Source organism: Micromonospora kangleipakensis (genome assembly GCF_004217615.1).
GTDB classification, from domain to species: domain Bacteria; phylum Actinomycetota; class Actinomycetes; order Mycobacteriales; family Micromonosporaceae; genus Micromonospora; species Micromonospora kangleipakensis.
Window position 1 is genome coordinate 837824 of sequence record NZ_SHLD01000001.1, and the last position, 18180, is coordinate 856003.

General features: G+C 71.7%; 18 protein-coding genes. 11 read left to right on the forward strand and 7 right to left on the reverse strand.

What is annotated here, in order from left to right; genetic code table 11:
- Positions 1–24: 24 nt before the first annotated feature.
- Positions 25–219, forward strand: coding sequence for a hypothetical protein (locus tag EV384_RS04065; RefSeq protein WP_130330250.1), 195 nt, complete (start codon positions 25–27; stop codon positions 217–219).
- Positions 220–284: 65 nt separating this feature from the next.
- Entirely contained in the window at positions 285–833 is a 549-nt protein-coding gene (locus tag EV384_RS04070; RefSeq protein WP_130340221.1) for a YbaK/EbsC family protein, read from the forward strand.
- Between the two features lie 120 nt (positions 834–953).
- On the opposite strand, the gene EV384_RS04075 is transcribed toward EV384_RS04070, so the two are convergent.
- The 4 genes from EV384_RS04075 to EV384_RS04090 all read right to left on the reverse strand — a co-directional run bounded on the left by EV384_RS04075 (position 954) and on the right by EV384_RS04090 (position 4341).
- Positions 954–1586 (reverse strand): DsbA family oxidoreductase, encoded by a 633-nt coding sequence (locus EV384_RS04075; protein ID WP_130330252.1) that lies wholly within the window; start codon positions 1584–1586, stop codon positions 954–956.
- A gap of 19 nt (positions 1587–1605) precedes the next feature.
- A complete protein-coding gene (locus EV384_RS04080; protein WP_130330254.1) occupies positions 1606–2031 on the reverse strand; it encodes a SufE family protein in 426 nt (141 codons plus the stop codon).
- 66 nt (positions 2032–2097) lie between these two features.
- Positions 2098–2517, reverse strand: coding sequence for a CBS domain-containing protein (locus EV384_RS04085; protein ID WP_130330257.1), 420 nt, complete (start codon positions 2515–2517; stop codon positions 2098–2100).
- A gap of 54 nt (positions 2518–2571) precedes the next feature.
- Positions 2572–4341 carry a proline--tRNA ligase gene (locus EV384_RS04090; protein WP_130330259.1) on the reverse strand — a complete coding sequence of 590 codons (1770 nt, stop codon included), beginning with the start codon at positions 4339–4341 and terminating at the stop codon, positions 2572–2574.
- A gap of 363 nt (positions 4342–4704) precedes the next feature.
- Here EV384_RS04090 and EV384_RS04095 point away from each other — a divergent pair, with 363 nt between their 5' ends.
- Positions 4705–7881 carry an Ig-like domain-containing protein gene (locus EV384_RS04095; RefSeq protein WP_130330261.1) on the forward strand — a complete coding sequence of 1059 codons (3177 nt, stop codon included), beginning with the start codon at positions 4705–4707 and terminating at the stop codon, positions 7879–7881.
- Positions 7882–7893: 12 nt separating this feature from the next.
- The gene (locus tag EV384_RS04100; protein ID WP_207232229.1) at positions 7894–8289 is read left to right on the forward strand and encodes a GNAT family N-acetyltransferase; all 396 of its coding nucleotides are present in this window, start codon (positions 7894–7896) and stop codon (positions 8287–8289) included.
- A 72-nt stretch (positions 8290–8361) separates the two neighbouring features.
- Here the strand turns inward: EV384_RS04100 and EV384_RS04105 are convergent, their stop codons facing one another.
- Together EV384_RS04105 and EV384_RS04110 are read right to left on the reverse strand one after the other, a co-directional pair.
- Entirely contained in the window at positions 8362–8547 is a 186-nt protein-coding gene (locus EV384_RS04105; protein WP_130330263.1) for a DUF397 domain-containing protein, read from the reverse strand.
- On the reverse strand, positions 8538–9341 hold the full coding sequence (locus EV384_RS04110) for a helix-turn-helix domain-containing protein (protein ID WP_130330265.1): 804 nt from the start codon (positions 9339–9341) through the stop codon (positions 8538–8540). The genes EV384_RS04105 and EV384_RS04110 overlap by 10 nt, the downstream gene beginning before the upstream one ends.
- Before the next feature lie 221 nt (positions 9342–9562).
- Between EV384_RS04110 and EV384_RS04115 the strand changes: the two genes are divergently transcribed.
- The 4 genes from EV384_RS04115 (at position 9563) to EV384_RS04130 (ending at position 11888) form a co-directional block, all read left to right on the forward strand.
- Positions 9563–9754, forward strand: coding sequence for a hypothetical protein (locus EV384_RS04115; RefSeq protein ID WP_130330267.1), 192 nt, complete (start codon positions 9563–9565; stop codon positions 9752–9754).
- Complete coding sequence (locus EV384_RS04120) at positions 9751–10098, forward strand: hypothetical protein (protein WP_130330269.1); 348 nt, start codon at positions 9751–9753, stop codon at positions 10096–10098. Before EV384_RS04115 ends, EV384_RS04120 begins: the two co-directional genes overlap by 4 nt.
- 102 nt (positions 10099–10200) lie before the next feature.
- The gene (locus tag EV384_RS04125; protein WP_130330271.1) at positions 10201–10731 is read left to right on the forward strand and encodes a SigE family RNA polymerase sigma factor; all 531 of its coding nucleotides are present in this window, start codon (positions 10201–10203) and stop codon (positions 10729–10731) included.
- Positions 10728–11888, forward strand: coding sequence for a TolB-like translocation protein (locus tag EV384_RS04130; protein ID WP_130330273.1), 1161 nt, complete (start codon positions 10728–10730; stop codon positions 11886–11888). The genes EV384_RS04125 and EV384_RS04130 overlap by 4 nt, the downstream gene beginning before the upstream one ends.
- 84 nt (positions 11889–11972) lie before the next feature.
- Here EV384_RS04130 and EV384_RS04135 read toward each other — a convergent pair whose 3' ends face one another.
- Positions 11973–13517, reverse strand: coding sequence for a gluzincin family metallopeptidase (locus EV384_RS04135; RefSeq protein WP_130330275.1), 1545 nt, complete (start codon positions 13515–13517; stop codon positions 11973–11975).
- Between the two features lie 229 nt (positions 13518–13746).
- Here EV384_RS04135 and EV384_RS04140 point away from each other — a divergent pair, with 229 nt between their 5' ends.
- The 3 genes from EV384_RS04140 to EV384_RS04150 all read left to right on the forward strand — a co-directional run bounded on the left by EV384_RS04140 (position 13747) and on the right by EV384_RS04150 (position 18045).
- Positions 13747–14514 carry an SGNH/GDSL hydrolase family protein gene (locus EV384_RS04140; RefSeq protein WP_130330277.1) on the forward strand — a complete coding sequence of 256 codons (768 nt, stop codon included), beginning with the start codon at positions 13747–13749 and terminating at the stop codon, positions 14512–14514.
- A 3-nt stretch (positions 14515–14517) separates the two neighbouring features.
- Complete coding sequence (locus EV384_RS04145) at positions 14518–14964, forward strand: imidazolonepropionase-like domain-containing protein (protein ID WP_130330279.1); 447 nt, start codon at positions 14518–14520, stop codon at positions 14962–14964.
- A gap of 138 nt (positions 14965–15102) precedes the next feature.
- Positions 15103–18045, forward strand: a complete 2943-nt coding sequence (locus tag EV384_RS04150; RefSeq protein WP_130330281.1) for a hypothetical protein — start codon at positions 15103–15105, stop codon at positions 18043–18045.
- The last annotated feature ends 135 nt before the right edge of the window (positions 18046–18180 follow it).

The following is an 18180-nucleotide window of genomic DNA, read 5'->3' on the forward strand; positions in this document are numbered from 1 at the left end:
TCACCTTCGCCTTACCGTGGCGGCATGCTGGTACTCGTCACCACGGTGATCCTCTACGTGTTCGGTTTCGTCTTCCTCTACGGCGTGATCCGGCTGGGTGTCCGGCACGGCATGGAGGACGTGGAAGCGCAGCGGGCCCAGGTTGCCCGCGCGGAGCAGCTCGCCTCCCTGCAGGACCGCACCTTCGCCCGCGAGAACGCCTTCCTCACGGGGAGCTGAGCTCGGCGGCGCCGGCCGGGCCCGCCGAGCGGATCCGGGGCGCGGGTGCGAGGATCGCACCCGTGATGGGGACGCTGAAGACCGAGCCGGCCCGCGCCCGGCTGGACCTGCTGGCGCCGCCGGTGGCCGCCGCGATCGAGCAGTGGCCGGCGGAGGCACCGGTCGACGTGGACGACGTGCTGGTCGCGCCGATCGACGCCGAGCTGGCCGACACGGCCGCCTTCTGCGCGGCGTACGAGGTGGGCCTCGACGTGTCGGCCAACTGCGTGGTGGTCGCCGGCAAGCGGGAGGGTGAGATCCGGTACGCGGCCTGCATCGTGCTGGCCACCACCCGGGCCGACGTGAACGGCGTGGTCCGCCGGACGCTCGACGTCCGCAAGGCCAGCTTCGCGCCGATGGCCGACGCGGTGGAGCTGACCGGCATGGAGTACGGCGGCATCACGCCGATCGGCCTGCCGGAGCGGTGGCCGATCCTGGTCGACTCACGGGTGATCGCCGTGCCGCACGTGATCATCGGATCCGGCGTGCGGCACAGCAAGATCGCGCTGCCCGGGCCGGCGCTCGGCGCGCTGCCCGGGGCGACGGTGGTGGAGGGGCTGGCCAGGCCGGCCTAGATCATCGCGGACGTCGATCCCGTTGCACGTGAAACATCACGATCGTCGATGAGTGTCCGGTGCCTGGCGGCGCCGACGAGCCGCCGTGCCCGGCGCCTGGCGGCGCCGGACGCCCGGCCGTCAGGCCGCCGACTCCCGCTGCTCCACCTCGCGGAGGGCGGCGAGCAGCGTCGCCGGCTCCTGTGCGCCGGTGACGGCGTACTTCCCGGCCAGCACGAAGGTCGGCACGCTGGTCACCCCGAGCTGATGGGCGGCGGCCAGGTCGGCGGCGACCTCGCGGCGACCGACGTTCGAGTCCAGGTACTCCCGGGTCTCGGCCTCGTCCAGGCCGACCTCGGCGGCGAGCTTGACCAGCGCGTCCTTCGAGCCGACGTCGATCCCGTCGGTGAAGTGCGCCCGGTAGAGCGCGTCGATGGTCTCGGCGGCCCGGCCCCGCTCGGTGGCGAACCGGATCAGCCGGTGCGCCTCGAAGGTGTTCGAATGCACCGCCCGGTCGAAGCGCATCTCCAGGCCGACGCCAGCCGCGACCTGCGACACCTGGGCGAACATCGCCTCGGCCCGCTCCCGGCCGCCGAACTTCGCGCCCATCGCCTCGACCAACGGCTTCGGCTCGGTGACCGGCGTCGGGTCCAGCTGGAACGGCCGGTACCGGACGGTCACCTCACCGTCGTACGACTGGAGGGCCTGCTCCAGCCGGCGCTTGCCGATCCAGCACCAGGGGCAGACCACGTCGGCGTAGATCTCGATCTCCATGAACGGGTGAACACCCAGCTCAGCCGGCTTGTTCCCGGACCTGCCGCTTGAGCCGGGCCAGGATCGCGGTCCCGCCGCGCACCCGCAGCGGGCTGATCGCCTGGGCCAGCCCCATCCGCTGGTAGAGGTCGTCCGGCACGGCCAGCACCTGCTCGGCGTTCGCCCCGGCCAGCCCCTCGGCGAGGATGCCGGCGAAGGCGCGGGTGGTCGGCGCCTCCGGCGGGCAGTCGAACCAGGTGAGCACCGTCCCGTCCGGCTGGACCTGGGCGCGCAGGAAGAACGCCGTCTGGCACTCGGGCACCTGCTCCATGCTCTCCCGGTCGATCTCCGCGGGCAGGGGCGGGATGACGTCGGCGTACTCGAGGAGCATCTCCAGCACCAGGTCGCGGGGGGCGGCGGCGAACTCGTCGACGATCTCGGCCAGCTTGGTCGGCATCTCGGGCATCCCGTCAGGCTACCGCCGTCGGAGCGGCGCCCACCGGGGTCGGTGGTGGGCGCCGCGTCGGCCGGTTCACATGTTCGGGGCGGCCTCGCTGATGTCGCTGAGCGCGGAGTTCGGGTCGAGCTGCATGGCCAGGTCGCCCAGCGAGACGATGCCGACCAGCTTGCGTTCGTTGTCGCAGACCAGCACCCGCCGGATGTTGCGCTCGCGCATCAGTGCCGCCGCCTCGCTCGCGGTGGAGTGCTGCTCGATCATCACCACCTCGCGGGTGATGATCGAGCCGATGGTGGTGCTGGCCGAGTCGGCGCGCTCGGCCACCGCCCGCACCACGATGTCCCGGTCGGTCAGCATGCCGGCGAGGGTGGCGCCGTCGGTGACCACCACGTCGCCGATGTCCGCCTCCTTCATCACCCTGGCCGCCTCGTCCAGCATGGTCTCCGCCGGCAGGTAGACCACCTGCTTCGTCATCACGTCGCTGACCCGGTACATGAGAGCCTCCGCAAACCTCGGTCGATCCCGCAGCGGTACCCCGTGGCGCGTCCGCTACACCCCGTCGCGGCGCGCCGCGCGCACCTCGTCGGCCAGCCGCTCGACCAGCCCGTCCAGCGGCAGCTCGATCCGCTCGCCGCCGGCCCGGTCGCGCAGCTCGACGTACCCGTCGGCGAGCCGGCGGCCGACCACGACGGCGCGCGGGATGCCGATCAGCTCCGCGTCGGTGAACTTCACCCCCGCCGAGACGTGCGTGCGGTCGTCGACCAGCACCCGCAGGCCCGCGGCGGAGAGGCGTCCGCCGAGGTCGAGCGCCGCGTCGAGCTGCGGCCCCTTCCCCGCCGCCACCAGGTGTACGTCGCACGGCGCGACCGCGGCCGGCCACACCAGTCCCCGCTCGTCGTGGTGCTGCTCGGCGACCGCCGCCACCGCCCGGGACACCCCGATGCCGTAGCAGCCCATGGTGGGCCGGACCGGCTTGCCCTCTGGGCCGAGCACGTCGACGGCGAACGCGTCGGTGAACCGGCGGCCGAGCTGGAAGATGTGCCCGATCTCGATGCCCCGCCGCATGGTCAGCTCGCCGGCCTCGCACGCCGGGCACGGGTCGCCCGCGCGCACCTCGGCCGCCTCGATCGTGCCGGCCGGGGTGAAGTCCCGGCCGCAGACCACGTCGACCGCGTGCCGACCCGGCTCGTTGGCCCCGGTCAGCCAGGCGGTGCCGGTGACCACCCGGGGGTCGACCAGGTAGCGGACGCCGAGCTTCTCCAGGATCTGCGGACCGATGTACCCGCGGACCAGTTCGGGGTGGGCCGGCCAGTCGTCGAAGACCGCGACCGCGGCCGGGTGCAGGGCCGCCTCGACCCGCTTGAGGTCCACCTCCCGGTCCCCGGGCACCCCGATCACCAGCAGCTCGGACTCCTCGGCGCCCGGCCGACGTACGGTCAGCACCACGTTCTTCAGGGTGTCCGCCGCGGTCCAGTCGCGCCGGCCACCGAGGCCGTGCGCGTTCGCCAGCTCGACCAGCGAGGCGATGGTCGGGGTCTCCGGGGTGTCGTGCACCTCCAGCGCCGGGTGGGCGTCCGGGTCACCGGCCGTCGGGGCGCGGGTCACCACCGCCTCCGTGTTGGCCGCGTAGTCGCAGGCGGTGCAGCCGACGAAGCTGTCCTCACCGACCGGCGTGGCGGCCAGGAACTCCTCCGACGCCGAGCCGCCCATCGCCCCGGACATCGCGTGCACCACCGTGTAGTCCAGGCCGAGCCGGTCGAAGACCTTTTTGTAGGCGTCGCGGTGCCGGTCGTACGCCGCTTGCAGCCCGGCGTCGTCCAGGTCGAACGAGTACGCGTCCTTCATCAGGAACTCGCGCCCGCGCAGCAGGCCGGCCCGGGGCCGGGCCTCGTCCCGGAACTTCGTCTGGATCTGGAAGAGCGTCACCGGGAAGTCCCGGTACGACGAGTAGACGTCCTTGACCAGCAGCGCCGCCATCTCCTCGTGGGTCGGGGCGAGCAGGTGCTCGGCACCCTTCCGGTCGGCGAGGGTGAAGATGTCGTCGCCGTACTCCGTCCACCGCCCGCTGGTCCGGTACGGCTCCGCCGGCAGCAGCGCCGGGAAGTGCACCTCCTGGTCACCGACGGCGGTCATCTCCGACCGGACGATCTCGGTCACCCGGTCCAGCACCAGCTTGCCGAGCGGCAGCCAGGTGTACCCGCCCGGCGCGGCGCGGCGGACGTAGCCGGCGCGGATCAGGAGGCGGTGGCTCGGCACCTCCGCGTCCGCCGGGTCCTCGCGCAGGGTCCGGAGCAGCAGGGTCGACATGCGCAGCAGCATTGTCGCAGCCTACGACCGGTGTGCGGGAGGCCGCGATCCTATTCGGTTGCGGTCATGCCGCGCCTCATCGCCGACGTCGTCCCGGGCCGCTCGCTCGACCTGCGGCCAGTCGGACACGTCGATCAGACAGGTGACGGCCCGCTGGGCGGCCGTGCATCGATCCGATTGGCGGAGGGGGTGTGGATCCGAAGGTGGCGGGGCCGGCCGCGGGGGCCGGAATCGATGTCGAGCGGTCGATTTCCGGCGAGCCTTCTTATCGCAAGCGGACACTCCCTCCTACCGTGACTCCGGCACGCCAGCGGGTGGACGGTGCCGGGGTCCGACCCGGCGGCGCGATTCCGGCGTCTATTGGGGGTTGTCTCGATGCACGTTCGGAGCCGCGCCATAGCGGGTCTGGTTGCCGGGGCGGTGGTGTTGACCGGCCTACCGGCGTCCGCGAGCACGGTGGCGGGCACGCTCGCCACGGGCGCTGTCGCCCGCACGGCCGCCGCGGTCGCGGTCGCGTCCCAACCGGTGCCGGGGCACAGCCGGCTGGTGCCGAGCACGCCGCGCACCGACGTACCGAGGATCACCAACGGTGAGATCACGGACATCGAGGTGGTCGGCAGCCGGGTCTTCATCGCCGGCACCTTCACGTCGATCGCCAACGTCGGCGCGACGCCGATCGCGCAGCGGTCGCTGGCTTCGTACAACATCGACACGGGCAAGATCGACACGGGCTTCCGGCCGACGTTCGACGGATCCGTCGAGGCCGTCGAGGCCTCGCCGGACGGTACGTCGCTCTACGTCGCGGGGTCGTTCAACACCGTCGGTGGGGTCACCAAGCGCAAGATCGCCAAGCTCAACCCACTCACCGGTGCGCCGATCGCGGCGTTCACCGCGACCGCGGACGCCCGCGCGACCGCGCTCGCCGTGAGCAGCACCGCGGTGTACGTGGGTGGCCAGTTCACGAAGGTGAACGGCGTGAGTCGCCGCGGCCTGGCCGCGCTCAACCCGACCACGGGCGCGGTGGACAGCGGATTCAACCTGCCGCTGTCCGGCGGCATCGGCGTCGGCGGCATGCTCACCGTGCAGCAGCTCAAGCTGACGCACGACGACAGCAGGCTGCTGGTCGTCCACACCGGTCGCCAGATCGCCGGCCAGGACCGCTACGGCGTCGGTCTGATCAACACCGCCACCAAGGCTCTCCTGCCCTGGCGCACGCGCCTGTGGGAGGACAACCTCTCCTTCGTCGGCGGCATCCAACGCGTCTTCGCCGGTGACATCGCGCCGGACGACTCGTACTTCGTCGTCACCAGCGGCTCGGGCGGCGACCGGCCGCCGATCAACGACACCGCGATCGCGTTCCCGGTGACCGGCAACGACAACGTCGAGCCGATCTGGGTGTCCCGTCACTTCGACAGCGTCTACTCGGTCGCCATCACCGAGAAGGCCGTGTACGTCGGCGGTCACTTCAGCTGGCAGGAATCGCCGACCTCCAACGTCCCGTGGCCGGGCCTGGACAACGTCGGGTACGGCACGGGTCAGGGCCTGAGCGGTTACGGCCTCGGCGACCAGGTGGTCCGCCGTGACCACCTCGGCGCTCTCGATCCGAAGACCGGCACGGCGCTCGAGTGGAACCCGGGCTCCAGCTCGTACGAGGGGGAGAAGGCCATGCTGGCCACCTCGCGCGGTCTCTTCGTCGGTGGCGACGGCAACACCAAGGGCGGCAAGACGGTGGGGCGGGTCGGATTCTTCGACCTCACCCGGGAGCCGGCGCCCTCGGCGGTCGACACGACGATCGCCACGCCCATCGAGGGAGCGGTCAAGCCCGCCAACGCACCGTTCGTGATCGACGGGAAGGCGACCGCCCCGGCCGGCATCGCCAGGGTCCAGGTCGAGATCCAGAACCGGAGCTCCAAGCAGTACCTCCAGGACAACCTCACGACGTGGGGCGCCGCCAACAGCATCAACGCGACGGTCGCGGCGCCGAACACCCCCTCGACCTCGTGGTCCCTCTCGGTGTCGCTGCCCTCCGGCGAATACCAGGTCCAGGCCAAGACGTTCGGCCGTGACGGCGCGAGTGATGCCACGAAGGCCGTCAAGAAGATCGAGGCCTTCAGCTTCGACGACCTGCCGCCCACGACGCGGATCACCGCGCCGACCGGCGGCCTGCTCACCACCAAGAGCTTCATCGCCACCGGCACCGCCAGCGACGACAAGGGGGTCAGCGCGATGACGTACTCGTTGCGCACCCCGGACAACCGGTACCTTCAGGACGACGGGACGGTCGCCCCGGTCTACAACACGTTCCGCGGCGAGCCGGACGTCATCGGCGCGATGTCGACCACCTGGCAGTTCGAGGTGACCCTCCCCATCGAGGGCGACTGGCGGATGACCGCCACCGCGATCGACACCGCCGGTCAGAGTGACCTGCGCGGCGACACCCGGGACTGGACCATCTCGGCAACGGGTGTCCCGCCGGCGGTGGCCATCAGCACCCCCGTACCGATGACCCCGCCCACCGCTGCCGCACCGATCACCGTCGCACCGGGCGGCTCGATCACGTTCTCCGGGACCGCCAGCGACGATGACACGGTGAGGTCGGTGGAGATCTATCTCCGCAACACCACCACGCGCGAGTCGCTGGCCGCCGACGGCACGTGGAGCGCCGACTCGATCGCGGCCTACCACCGGATCTCACCGACGAACCTCAGCGCCGCGTCGTACAACTGGTCCTACACCACGGTGCCGCTCACGCCCGGCGTGTACGACTTCCGGGTGCGCGCCACCGACAACCTGGGCCTGACGACGTCGAGTGCCAACCTGGGCCGGCTCAGCGTCACCGCCCAGGTGCCCGGAGATGCGTTCCCGAACGGTCTGTTGACCTTCACCGGGGTCGACCAGAACGTCGAGCAGCTGCACCTCGACCTGGCCGGCACGGCGACCGACGACAAGGGCGTGCAGGGCGTGCGGGTGGCGCTGCGCGACCTGGACACCGGCCGCTACGTGCAGCCGAACGGCACCATGGCGGCGAGCTTCGCCACGGTGAACGCCACGCTCGCCTCGCCCGGTGCGACGAGCACGACGTTCACCCTGCCGATCGAGCTGCCGACCAAGGGTGAGTACAGCGTCGAGGCGTGGGCCGTCGACACGGCGGGTCAGCAGGACGGTTCGACCTCCGGCGCGACCGCCCGGTACCTCGTGTATCCGGGCGACCTCGATCCCCGGCTGGAGCCGAGCCTCACCCCGCAGGACGGCCAGGTCTACACCGACTCTCGGATCGTGGTCACCGGACGTGCCGTGGACGACGTCGGGATGGCTCGAGTGGAGGTCCAGATCGTCAACAGCGCGGGTCAGGGGATGAACTCCTCCGGTGTGTTCGGCAGCGGCTCCTCCTGGATCGCGGCCTTCCTCACCAGCCCGGGTTCGCCGGGGTCGAACTTCGCGTACACGTCGCCGGTGATCCCGGCGGGCGCCTACACCGTGTCGATCAGAGCGGTCGACAACTACGGGCAGCTGCAACAGCCGCCGAAGACCATCCCCGTGACCGTCAACTGATGCGCTGAGACGATGGCCCCGGCACTCGGTGCCGGGGCCATCGTCGTCGGTGCGGGCCACCTGCGCCAGGGGTGGCTGCGTACCCGGATGGCCGGGCCGTGGCGTGTCTGGCTCGCGGAAGTGGGTGACCAGCCTTGTGGCCACGTGTTCGTGTGCCTCGTGGACAAGGTCCCGAGCCCCTACCCGGGATCCGAGGCGCTTGGTTACGTGACGAACTTCTATGTCACTCCGGAGCAGCGCAACCGCGGCCTGGGTAGGGCCCTCCTTGATGAGGTGACCCGCTATGCGCGCGCCCACCGCCTGGACACGTTGATCGTGTGGCCATCCGAGCGGAGTGCGCCGCTATACCGGCGCTGCGGCTTCGATGGGCCGGGCGAGCTCCTCGAACAGCCCGTGGCGTCCAGCTGAGCGAATTCCCGCAATGGCTGTGCCGAGGTTGCGAGGGCGCGGCTACGACGGGGCCACGGTGGTGACGTCGGGTCAGTGCTGCTTGGCGAAGGCGACGAAGGCGCGCCAGGTCTGCGGGTCGAAGGTGAGGACCGGGCCGGTCGGGTCCTTGCTGTCCCGGACGCCGACGACGCCGGGCAGGTTGTCCGCCACCTCGACGCAGTCCCCCTGGACTCCGCTGCGGGTGGACTTGCGCCAGATAGCGCCGATCAGCTCCATGACGTCATCACTTCCTTCATCAGCTCAACCGACTGCCGGCGAGACAGTGCCTCGTTCCGAACGCTCTCCCATCTCGCCAGCAGGATAGCCACGTCCTCATCGTTGTCGACTACTTTGCCGCCGAGCTGGTTCTCAAGTTGCCCGACCCATCCACCGTCACTTGTCCTCGCCAGGGTGAAATGCCCGGTCAGCCCAACGTGCATGCCGACCTCCGCCGGGATGACGTGGATGCTGATGTGCGGTTGCTCGGTGCACGCGATCAAGTGGGCGATTTGCTCAGCCATCAGCCCCCGGAAACCCTCGTCGGTGCGGCGGAGGATGGTTTCCTCGATTACGGCTACGAACTGCGGTGGGTCCGGGCGGCTGAGAACAGCCTGTCGGTCCATCCGGACCGCCACCCGCTTCTCCACCTCGTCGTTGCTGATCATGTCGTCGGTGCGGATCACCGCACGCGCGTAGTTTTCGGTCTGAAGCAGCCCCGGAATGAGTGTCGGCTGGTAGCACCGCATTTGCTGCGCCTGCCGCTCGGCTTCCAGCCACGGTCGGAACCAGCTCGGCTGCCCGTCCCGTTCCGCCAGCTTGAGCAGGGACGTCAACAGCCCGCCCGTTCCCAGCACCTCGTCGGCCCGCTTGAGGAAGAACCGGTCGAGCGGCCGTTGGCCCAGCTCGACGGCGGAGACCTGGGAGCCGGAGAAGTGGACCAGTTTCCCGAACTCCTCCTGGCTCAGCTCGGCGTTCACCCGCAGCCGGCGGAGCTGTGCCCGGATCAGCTCCGCGGTCGGCTCACCTTCCACGCTTCCTCCACGATCTTCCCGGCGTCTCCACGGCTTTCCCGCGCGGACGGAAGAGCCGACCTGACCTCGCCACGGCCGGCGTCGATGCCTTCCGAGAGTAGTTCCGTCCTCAGCAGACTGTCACGCAGCGGGCCGCCTCTCGTCCGGCCCGCTCCGGGGCCGCCCGTGAATCCCCCCGGTGCAGGGGCGGCCCCGGCCCATACGTGCTGAAGGAGGTCGAGATGCGCAACGCGCTCCGCTGGTTCCGGTGCCGGACGGCCGTGCCGCCGCCGCCGCTGCCCCGCCGGGTCCGGGGCACCAACCTGCCGGACTGGATGCGCGAGCCGACCCGGGTCCTGCCGACGATGCGGCCGGGGTGTCCCGGCCGGCTGACCCGGGCGCAGGAGTGGCGGGCCAACGGAGGGCGCTGGTGATCCCCGGTCAGTTCCCGGTGCCCCGCCTCGGGCCGTACCCGGACCGGCCGCGAGCGTACCCGCCGGGCCACCCGCCGCACCTGCCGATCCGCCCGCTGTGGGTGTGCCGGGCCTGCGGGCTCCCGTGGCCGTGCGCCGAGGCCCGGCTGCTCCTCCGGGTCGAGTTCGACAACAGCCCCGTCGAGCTGGCCATCTACCTGTCCGGGCTCTACCACGAGGCGACCCACGACCTGTTCCGGCTGAATCCGCACGACGGGCCGACCCCGCGCGAGCTGTTCCGGCGGTTCGTCGCCTGGGGTCCGTACCGGAGAGGGTTGGTGGACCCTCCGACCGGCGACCATTGATCGTCGGGAACTTCTCATCGAGGCACGGCAACCACCGCGGCTGAGGGTGACGTCTGGAGGGGCGTCAGGATGGTGCACCACCTCACCCAAGGATCGGCTCGTGTGGACCCTCTGCTGAGTGAGTTCGACTCGTTCGTCCGTCACCGGACCCCCGCGCTCCTGCGCTCGGCCTACCTGCTCACCGGCGACCAGCACCTGGCCGAGGACCTCGTCCAGTCGGCGCTGGCCCGGACCCACCGGTCCTGGAGCCGGCTGCACGACAGCGGCAACGCCGAGGCGTACACCCGCAAGATCATGTACCACCTGCAGGTCTCCTGGTGGCGACGGCGCCGGGTGCCCGAGTCGATGCCGGGTGAGCTACCCGAGCCGCGCGGAGGCGACTCGGCCCCCGACCACGCCCACCAGACCACGCTCCGGCTGACCCTGCGGGCCGCGCTGGCGAAGCTCTCCGCCAAGCAGCGGGCCGTGCTGATCCTGCGGTTCTTCGAGGACCGCACCGAGGCCGAGGCCGCCGACCTGCTCGGCGTCACCGTCGGGACCGTCAAGAGCCAGACCTCGAAGGCCCTGGCCAAGCTGCGCACCGTCGCCCCGGAACTCGCCGAGCTGTACCTCCTGGAAGGAAGCGCCCGATGAACCACGACCGCCTCCGGCTCGACCTGGCCGGGCTGGCCGACGAGGTCACCCCGGTCGACCTGCGGGACCGGGCCCTGCGTACCTCCCGCCGCCTCGGCATCCAGCGGGCCGTGGCCACGTCGGCCACCGCCCTGGTGCTGCTCGCCGCCGCCACCGGCACCGCGTTCGCCATCCGCCCCGACGGCGGGGCACCCGCGCCCGGCCCTGCCGGCCCCTCCGTCACCGCCAGCTGGCCGCCGGTCGAGGTGACCCCGACGCCGGCGCCGACCGCGAGCCCCCCGGCGGCCACCACCTCGGAACCGGCGGCGACCGCGACGATCGGCCGGGTCTTCTACGGCCCAGCACCCGACAACTCGTCTGCGACCACGGCGCGACTGCGCTCCTGGAAGCCGGGCGGTGTACCGGTGGACCTGCTCAGCGTCCCGCGCACGTCGGCGTTGGCCAACGCGGCCGTCTCGCCGGACGGCGAGCGGGTGGCCTGGGTGGACCGGGACGCCAACCTCTGGGTCGCGGACGTCAACGGTTCCGGCCGCGAGGTGCGCGCCGGGGTGGAGGGCGACTGCTGGGGCCCCACCTGGTCCCCCGACTCGAAGCGGCTGGCGCTGGCGCTGGTCGACCCGGCCACCCCGGGCGCGGGCCGGCGGGGCGTACTGAACCTGGCCTCGAACACGTTCACCGAGGTGGGCAAGGTCATCGGCTGCCACCCGCTCTGGTCCGCCAACGGAAAGGTGTTCGCCTTCCCGGACGGCTCGACCGGTCAGGTCACCATGACGACTCCGGACGGCGCGGGACAGTGGTTCATTCCGAAGCTCGGCGGGAACGCCAAGTACGACTGCTTCGATGTGGCCAGCCTCTCCCCGGACGGCTCCAGGATCGCGCTGTTCCGCAGAGGTCCGGGTGAGAACTCCGGGGATGTGGCGCGGGAGCTGGACGTGGATGCCGTGCTCGACACGCACACCGGAGAGCAGCTCGACCTGCCGATCGGCGCGCGCACCCTGCTGCAGGCGTTCTTCCAGGTGGACGGCACGCTGGTTGCGCGGGTTGGCGACCTGGACGGAAACATCCTGGTGTTGATCAGCGCGGACGGCCGCAAGATCAGCGAGTCCCGGGAGCCGGCCTCGTTCCGGGACATGCAGATCCTGCACGTCGCCGGTTGACCTGACGACTCGGGGCGGACCACCGGCGATGGTCCGCCCCGCTCAAGCGGTGCTGTCTGGATCAGCGCAGCGCCCTGCCCGCGCTCAGCGCACCTCGGCCTTGAGGTAGGCGAGCCACGCCTTCTCGAACTCCTCGTACGACACCCCGAGGACGTCCTGCGTCACCTCTCCGATCTTCCTGCTGCGGTAGTGCTCGGCCACGAGCTGGAACATCTTCTGCTCCCCGTACCGCTCGACCAGGTAGCCGATGGCCGAGTGGCCCAGCCAGTAGTGGTAGCCGACCCGGTCCTCCTGGTCCCAGGTCAGGTTGCCCGGTAGCGAGTACGGCTGGCCGATCTCCCGGATCACCGCCCGGGAGTCGGCCGTACGCTCGCTCGTCAGCCATGGCTTCCGGCCGTGACCCAGGTACTCCGCGAACCCCTCGACCACCCACGTCTCCTTCTCGCCGAGCAGATGCGAGCCCGGGGCGCGGGCGGTGAGGTTGCCGACCAGGGCGTGGCCGATCTCGTGCCGGAAGAGGTTCAGCTGCCGCTCCCGCGTGCCCCTGGTGAAGTGGTACGCGTCGCGGACGTCGATCACCACCCGGGTGGCCCCGACCACGGGACCCTTCTCGTCGCTGTTGAGCACACCCTCCGGCGGCACCGGGATCGCGACCCCGGACTCGGTGGGCGTCTCCTTGGTGGTCCGGTAGAGGGAACCCAGCTCAGTGCGACCCTTGACCAGGGAGATGACGAAGCCCGACGGCGCCGGGGCGCTCACCCCGCCGGCCTGCCAGGCGGCCAGGTCGGCCACCGCGGCCTGCTCGGCGATCGGGGCGTACCGCTGCGCCGCCGCCCGCAGCGACGAGTCGACGATCAGCAGCGTGTGCGGCGTCCGCTCGACGTGGATGCTCCGCCACTTGTCCCACGGGGCCGGGTAGTGGGTGATCGCGTCCCGCTTGCGCTCCTCCGGGAAGCCGCCGGCCCGCGTGACCTTCAGCGGGGCGTCCTTGTCGGTCTGGACGATCGTCCACCGGTACCACTCCTCGACCGGGCCGAGATCGAAGCCGTCGAAGCGGTGCACGAACGCCACCGTCACGTCGACCTCGTGCCCGCCGCCCACCGGGCGGAAGTCGCTCTTGGTGAGGTACTTGAAGCGGACGTCGGCGAGCGGCAGCCTGCTCAGGTTCCGGTACAGGCTGGTCTGCTCCGCGACCAGGCCCTTCTTCGTCGGGTCGAACGGCGCGACGAACGCCTTCTCGCCCCGCTCCGTGAGCGCCCTGGTGTGCGCGGCCAGCAGGGCCTCGATCTTCTCCTGCCTGATCGGGCTGTACTTGTCGTCGAGCGCAGCGGCCGAGGCGGCGTTCCGCGCATCGAGGTACGACTTCAGCACGACGAGCGAGCCGGCGCAGAGGGCCAGGGCCAGGGCCAGCACCGCCGCGCCGAGCCCGATCCACAGGCCGCGCCGGGACCGCCGGCCCGGTGACGGCGGCGGAGCGTACGCCCCCGGTGGCGGGTAGGGCGGCGGCCCGTACGGCGTGGGTGTGCCGTACGGGCCGGCCGGCGCCGGGTGGGCGTGCGGGCCGGCGGGCGATGGGGCGTACGGTCCGGGATGTCCCGGTGGGGGAACGGAGGGCGGTCCCTCGGTCATGGCGTGCGTCCTCGCTCGTGTCCGGCGGATCGAGGGGGTCCGTCCACTCCGGACCGTCCCCGATTGGGATCGCGCGTCATTATTTCCGCCCGAGCGCCCGGTTTTCTGCCCCGTGACACCCGTCGGCGGCGTGGGCCACGCCACGTCCGTACGCGGCCGGGCGCCCGTCGACCACCTCCGGTGCCAGAATGGCCGGCACCGATGGAACCCGGGAACCGGAGGGCAGCAGGTGCGCTGGCGCAGTTTCGTGGCGGTGGGCGACAGCTTCACCGAGGGCATGGACGACGCGTATCCGGACGGGACCTACCGCGGTTGGGCGGATCTGGTGGCCACCCGGCTCGCCGCCGAGGCCGGCCCGGACTTCGGGTACGCCAACCTGGCGATCCGGGGTCGGCTCTTCCCGAGCGTCGTGGCCGAGCAGGTGCCGGCCGCACTGGCCATGAAGCCCGACCTGATCAGCTTCGCGGCCGGCGGCAACGACGTGCTGCGCCGGACGTTCGACCCGGACTCGTTCGTCGCCCGCTTCGACGACGTGGTGGGCGAGCTGCGCTCCGGCGGCGCGGACGTGATCCTCTTCCGATTCGCCGACGTGATGGCCCGGCTGCCCGGCCAGCGTCTCGTGGCGCCCCGGGTGACCCTGCTCAACCGGGTGGTGGGTGAGGTCGCGGAGCGGCACGGCGCCATCCTGGTCGACCTTTATGCCGACGCCACGTACCTCAACCCGATGCTGTGGAGCACCGACCGGTTGCACCTGTCGGCGGCCGGGCATCGGCGGGTCGCCGGGCAGGTGCTGAGCGCGCTCGGCGTCGGCTGCGACGAGGACTGGCTGATGGTGCCGCCGCACCCCGCGCCGACCCCGTGGCTGGCCGCGCGCGCCGCCGACCTGCGCTGGGCCGGCCAGCACCTGGCGCCCTGGATCAAGCGCCGACTGACCGGCCGCTCTTCCGGCGACACCGTCACCGCGAAGCGCCCGGTCCTCGGCCCGCTCACCGACTGACCGGTGCGCACCCTGCACACCGCGCCGCTGCTGCGGCGCACCGTCGACGAGGAGCCGACCGCCGACGCGGCCGTCCTGGTCGACGGGGATCGGATCGCCGCGATCGGGCCCACCGACGAGCTGGTCCGGGCGTACCCGGGGGTGCGAGTGCGGCGGTGGCCCGGCACCCTCGGGCCGGCGCTGCTGCACGACGGGCCGCTGCCGCCTGCCCCCACCCCGCGTGAACGGGTGCACGCGCTGTTCCGGCTCGGGGTCGGCGCGGTGCTCGCCGCGCAGCTGACCGACCCGGGGCTGCGCGCCGCGGCCGCCCGCAACGGTGTCGCGGTGCTGGACTCGCCCCGGCCGCCGGCGCTGGTCCCGGCCGGCCGGGCGGACCTGGCCGTCTTCGCCGCCGACGGCGCCTGCCTCGCCACCGTGGTGGCCGGTCGGCTGGTGCACCGCCGCGCCTGACGTCCGTCCCCGATGGCCGGACCGGACGATTTCCCGGGTCCGGTCGGAATCGGGATCGCCGAATGTCCTCCCCGGCAGATAACATCCGCTGCCCCCGTCGATCGAGCACGGGGACAATCGGGGAAAGGTGGCTGAGGGATGACCCTCCTGCCTGGCACGAATTCGTCCACAATCGCTGGACGTTCTCTGCTGGCCGCCGCACTGTCCATGCTGGTCGCCGCCGGCACGGTCGTCACGACCGCCGCACCGGCCGCCGCGTACGACGTGCGCTACGAAACCAACACGTCCTGGGCCTGGACCGACTCCCAGCGACCAAAGAAGATCAACATCGACGAGGCGGGCGACGTGCCGGTCGGGTCCTGGGTGGACGCCAAGGGCCATCAGCACACCTCGCGGGCCTACTTCACCTTCGACATCTCCCGCTATCTGGGCGCGGACATCGAGCTCGCCAAGTTCGACGCCAAGGAGACCGGAGCGGCGGACTGCACCAAGCGTCCCGAGGTGGAGCTGTGGCGCACCGCGCCGTACACCTCCGGGTCGAGCTGGGCGAAGCCGCCGGCCGACCTGGCCCGGATCGACACGACGAAGCTGCCCGACGAGTCCGGCTGCCCGGCGCCCTACGTGGGCTTCGACGCCACGGCGGGTCTGCGCCAGGCGCTTGCCGAGGGCCAGAAGACCCTGACCCTCTCGCTGCGGCTGCCCGCCGCCGTGGAGGCGGACCCCACGCTGGCCCGACGGTACGCCAGCAAGGTCGGCCTCTCCGTCGACCACAACTTCCGGCCCGGCGTGCCGACCGACCTGCAGACCTCCGGCACGGACTGCACCGCCGCCGAGCCGTACCAGCTGGTCCGTCGCGGTGACCTGGGCCTCTCGGCGATCGTGCACGACAAGGACCGCAACGACAGCGGTGGCACCGACATGCTCACCGCCACCGTCGTGCTCTGGCCGGTCGACCAGCCGGACGCCCGGATCGAGCGGATCGACAACGCCCGCGACGGCGAGCGGGCCGTCGGCCGGTTCAGCTACGACCTGTTCCAGCACGGCCGGGTGTACGCCTGGCAGATGCGCGCCGCGGACAGCCGGGCCACCGGCGAGTGGAGCGGAATCTGTTACTTCCGGACCGACTTCGAGGGCCCGGCCACGCCGCCGACGGTCACCTCCACGGACTTCCCGGAGGCCGGTGGCGCGAAGCCCGCGCTGCCAGGTGAGTTCACCTTCGACGCCAACGGCGCCAGGGACGCCGTCGGCTTCACGTACGCGCTGAACCAGTCCGGTGCCAAGACGGTGGCGGCGGACCGGCCGGGCGGTTCGGCCACCGTCACGCTGACCCCGCGGGTCGGCATCAACTTCCTTCAGGTGTGGAGCCTGGACGCGGCCGGGAACCGGTCGGCGGAAACCTCGTACGACTTCTTCACCAGCGACGTCTCGCCGATCGTCGACGGCAACCTCACCGAGATCGGCGTGCCGACCACGTTCGCCGTCCGGCCGAGGATGGACGGGGTGGTCCGCTACCGCTTCGGCCTGGACGGCGACCCGGAGCAGACCGTCGACGCCGCAGCCGACGGCACCGCCTCGCTGACGGTCACCGCCACCCGGGGCGGCTACCGGACGCTCTCCGTCACCAGCGTCACCGCCGGCGGGGTGGAGGCCACCGCGCAGCGGTCCTTCCAGCTCCTCACCGAGCCGAAGATCTCGGCCACCGTCTACGAGGAGTACGGCTACGGCGGCGGCCAGGGCGTGCCCGGCGTGTTCACCTTCACCCCGCGCCTGCCCGACACCGTCAGCTACCGCTACTCCTTCGCTGGCGAGGAGGGCACCGTGGCGGCGGGCGCCGACGGCACCGCCTCGGTGACCTGGACGCCGAAGGAGGCCGGCTACGTGTACCTCTCGGTGGTCAGCGTCAGCCGCGACGGCACCGAGTCCGACCCGGCGAGCTGGTTCTTCGAGGTCCGGGACCTGCTGCCCGGCATCTACGGCGTCCTCTACAACGACAACTACTACGCTGGCGGCCCCGGTCAGGCCGGCGAGTTCCGGTTCAGCTCCGCGGTGCCCGACACCGTCGAGTTCCGGTACCGCTTCGACGGGGGCGCCGAGCAGGGCGTCGGCGCCGACGGCGACGGCAACGCTTCCATCACGTGGACGCCGGACCAGGGCGGGACGCACACCCTGACCGTCCGCAGCGTCACCGCGGACGGCACGGTCTCGGCCGAGCGGACGTTCACCTTCCTGGTCAACGACGCGCCGCTGGTCGAGTCGGCGCAGTACCCGAAGGACGCCAGCAGCGGACTGCCCGGCGTTCCGGGCGTGTTTACCTTCCGGCCGCAGCGGCCCGACGTGGTCACCTACCACTACGCCTTCTACGGCGAGGAGGAGAAGACCGTCGACGCGGCGGCGGACGGCACCGCTTCCGTCACGTGGACGCCGGAGCGGGCGGGCTGGACCATGCTGACCGTGCGCGCCGTGACCGGCGACGGCACGGTCACTCAGCCGCGGGAGTACGCCTTCACCGTGCGGGACCCGAAGCCGACGATCGTCTCGTACCTCTACAACGAGTACGACCCGCAGGGCGGGATCGGCGTGCCGGGCGGCTTCCGGTTCAGCTCGGAGCTGCCGGACACCGTCGACTTCGTCTACCGGCTCAACGACGGGCCGGAGCAGACCGTGGCGGTGACCGACGGCACGGCCGCGGATCTCTCCGTCACCCCGGACCGGGGCTTCCGGAACACCCTGACCGTGCGCGCGCGCTCGGCCTCGGGTGAGCTGTCGCCGGAGGCCACGTACAGTCTCATGGTCAGCACGTCGCCGACCGTGACGTCGCCGACCTACCCGAGCGGTGAGGCCGCGGGCGGAGTGGGGGTGCCGGGTGTCTTCACCTTCGCCCCGCGCATGCCCGACGTGGCGACGTACGTCTACCAGTTCGACAACGGGCCCGAGGTGACCGTGCCGGCGGGTGCCGACGGCACCGCCTCGGTCACCCTCACCCCGACCGAGGCGCGCTGGTACCCGATCTCGGTGTTCGCGGTCGACAAGGACGGCAACCGGTCGGACTACGCCTACTACTGGTTCGTCGTGCAGGGCTGACGGCTGACCCGTCCGGCCCACCACCCGACCGGGTGGTGGGCCGGTCGCGTTCGATCCCCGGTGGGCCGGTCCCGGCACGGTCACGTGCGCGGCGCCACATCCGCTCCACCCGATCCGCGTTGACCGGTCGTCGGC

Bases quoted from the DNA above. Each gene is read 5' to 3' on its own strand.
- EV384_RS04070 (WP_130340221.1), top strand. From the start codon at position 285: ATGGGGACGCTGAAGACCGAGCCGGCCCGCGCCCGGCTGGACCTGCTG.
- EV384_RS04065 (WP_130330250.1), top strand. From the start codon at position 25: ATGCTGGTACTCGTCACCACGGTGATCCTCTACGTGTTCGGTTTCGTC.
- EV384_RS04115 (WP_130330267.1), top strand. From the start codon at position 9,563: ATGCGCAACGCGCTCCGCTGGTTCCGGTGCCGGACGGCCGTGCCGCCG.
- EV384_RS04090 (WP_130330259.1), bottom strand. From the start codon at position 4,341: ATGCTGCTGCGCATGTCGACCCTGCTGCTCCGGACCCTGCGCGAGGAC.
- EV384_RS04100 (WP_207232229.1), top strand. From the start codon at position 7,894: ATGGCCCCGGCACTCGGTGCCGGGGCCATCGTCGTCGGTGCGGGCCAC.
- EV384_RS04135 (WP_130330275.1), bottom strand. From the start codon at position 13,517: ATGACCGAGGGACCGCCCTCCGTTCCCCCACCGGGACATCCCGGACCG.
- EV384_RS04085 (WP_130330257.1), bottom strand. From the start codon at position 2,517: ATGTACCGGGTCAGCGACGTGATGACGAAGCAGGTGGTCTACCTGCCG.
- EV384_RS04095 (WP_130330261.1), top strand. From the start codon at position 4,705: ATGCACGTTCGGAGCCGCGCCATAGCGGGTCTGGTTGCCGGGGCGGTG.
- EV384_RS04105 (WP_130330263.1), bottom strand. From the start codon at position 8,547: ATGGAGCTGATCGGCGCTATCTGGCGCAAGTCCACCCGCAGCGGAGTC.
- EV384_RS04075 (WP_130330252.1), bottom strand. From the start codon at position 1,586: ATGGAGATCGAGATCTACGCCGACGTGGTCTGCCCCTGGTGCTGGATC.
- EV384_RS04080 (WP_130330254.1), bottom strand. From the start codon at position 2,031: ATGCCCGAGATGCCGACCAAGCTGGCCGAGATCGTCGACGAGTTCGCC.
- EV384_RS04130 (WP_130330273.1), top strand. From the start codon at position 10,728: ATGAACCACGACCGCCTCCGGCTCGACCTGGCCGGGCTGGCCGACGAG.
- EV384_RS04150 (WP_130330281.1), top strand. From the start codon at position 15,103: ATGACCCTCCTGCCTGGCACGAATTCGTCCACAATCGCTGGACGTTCT.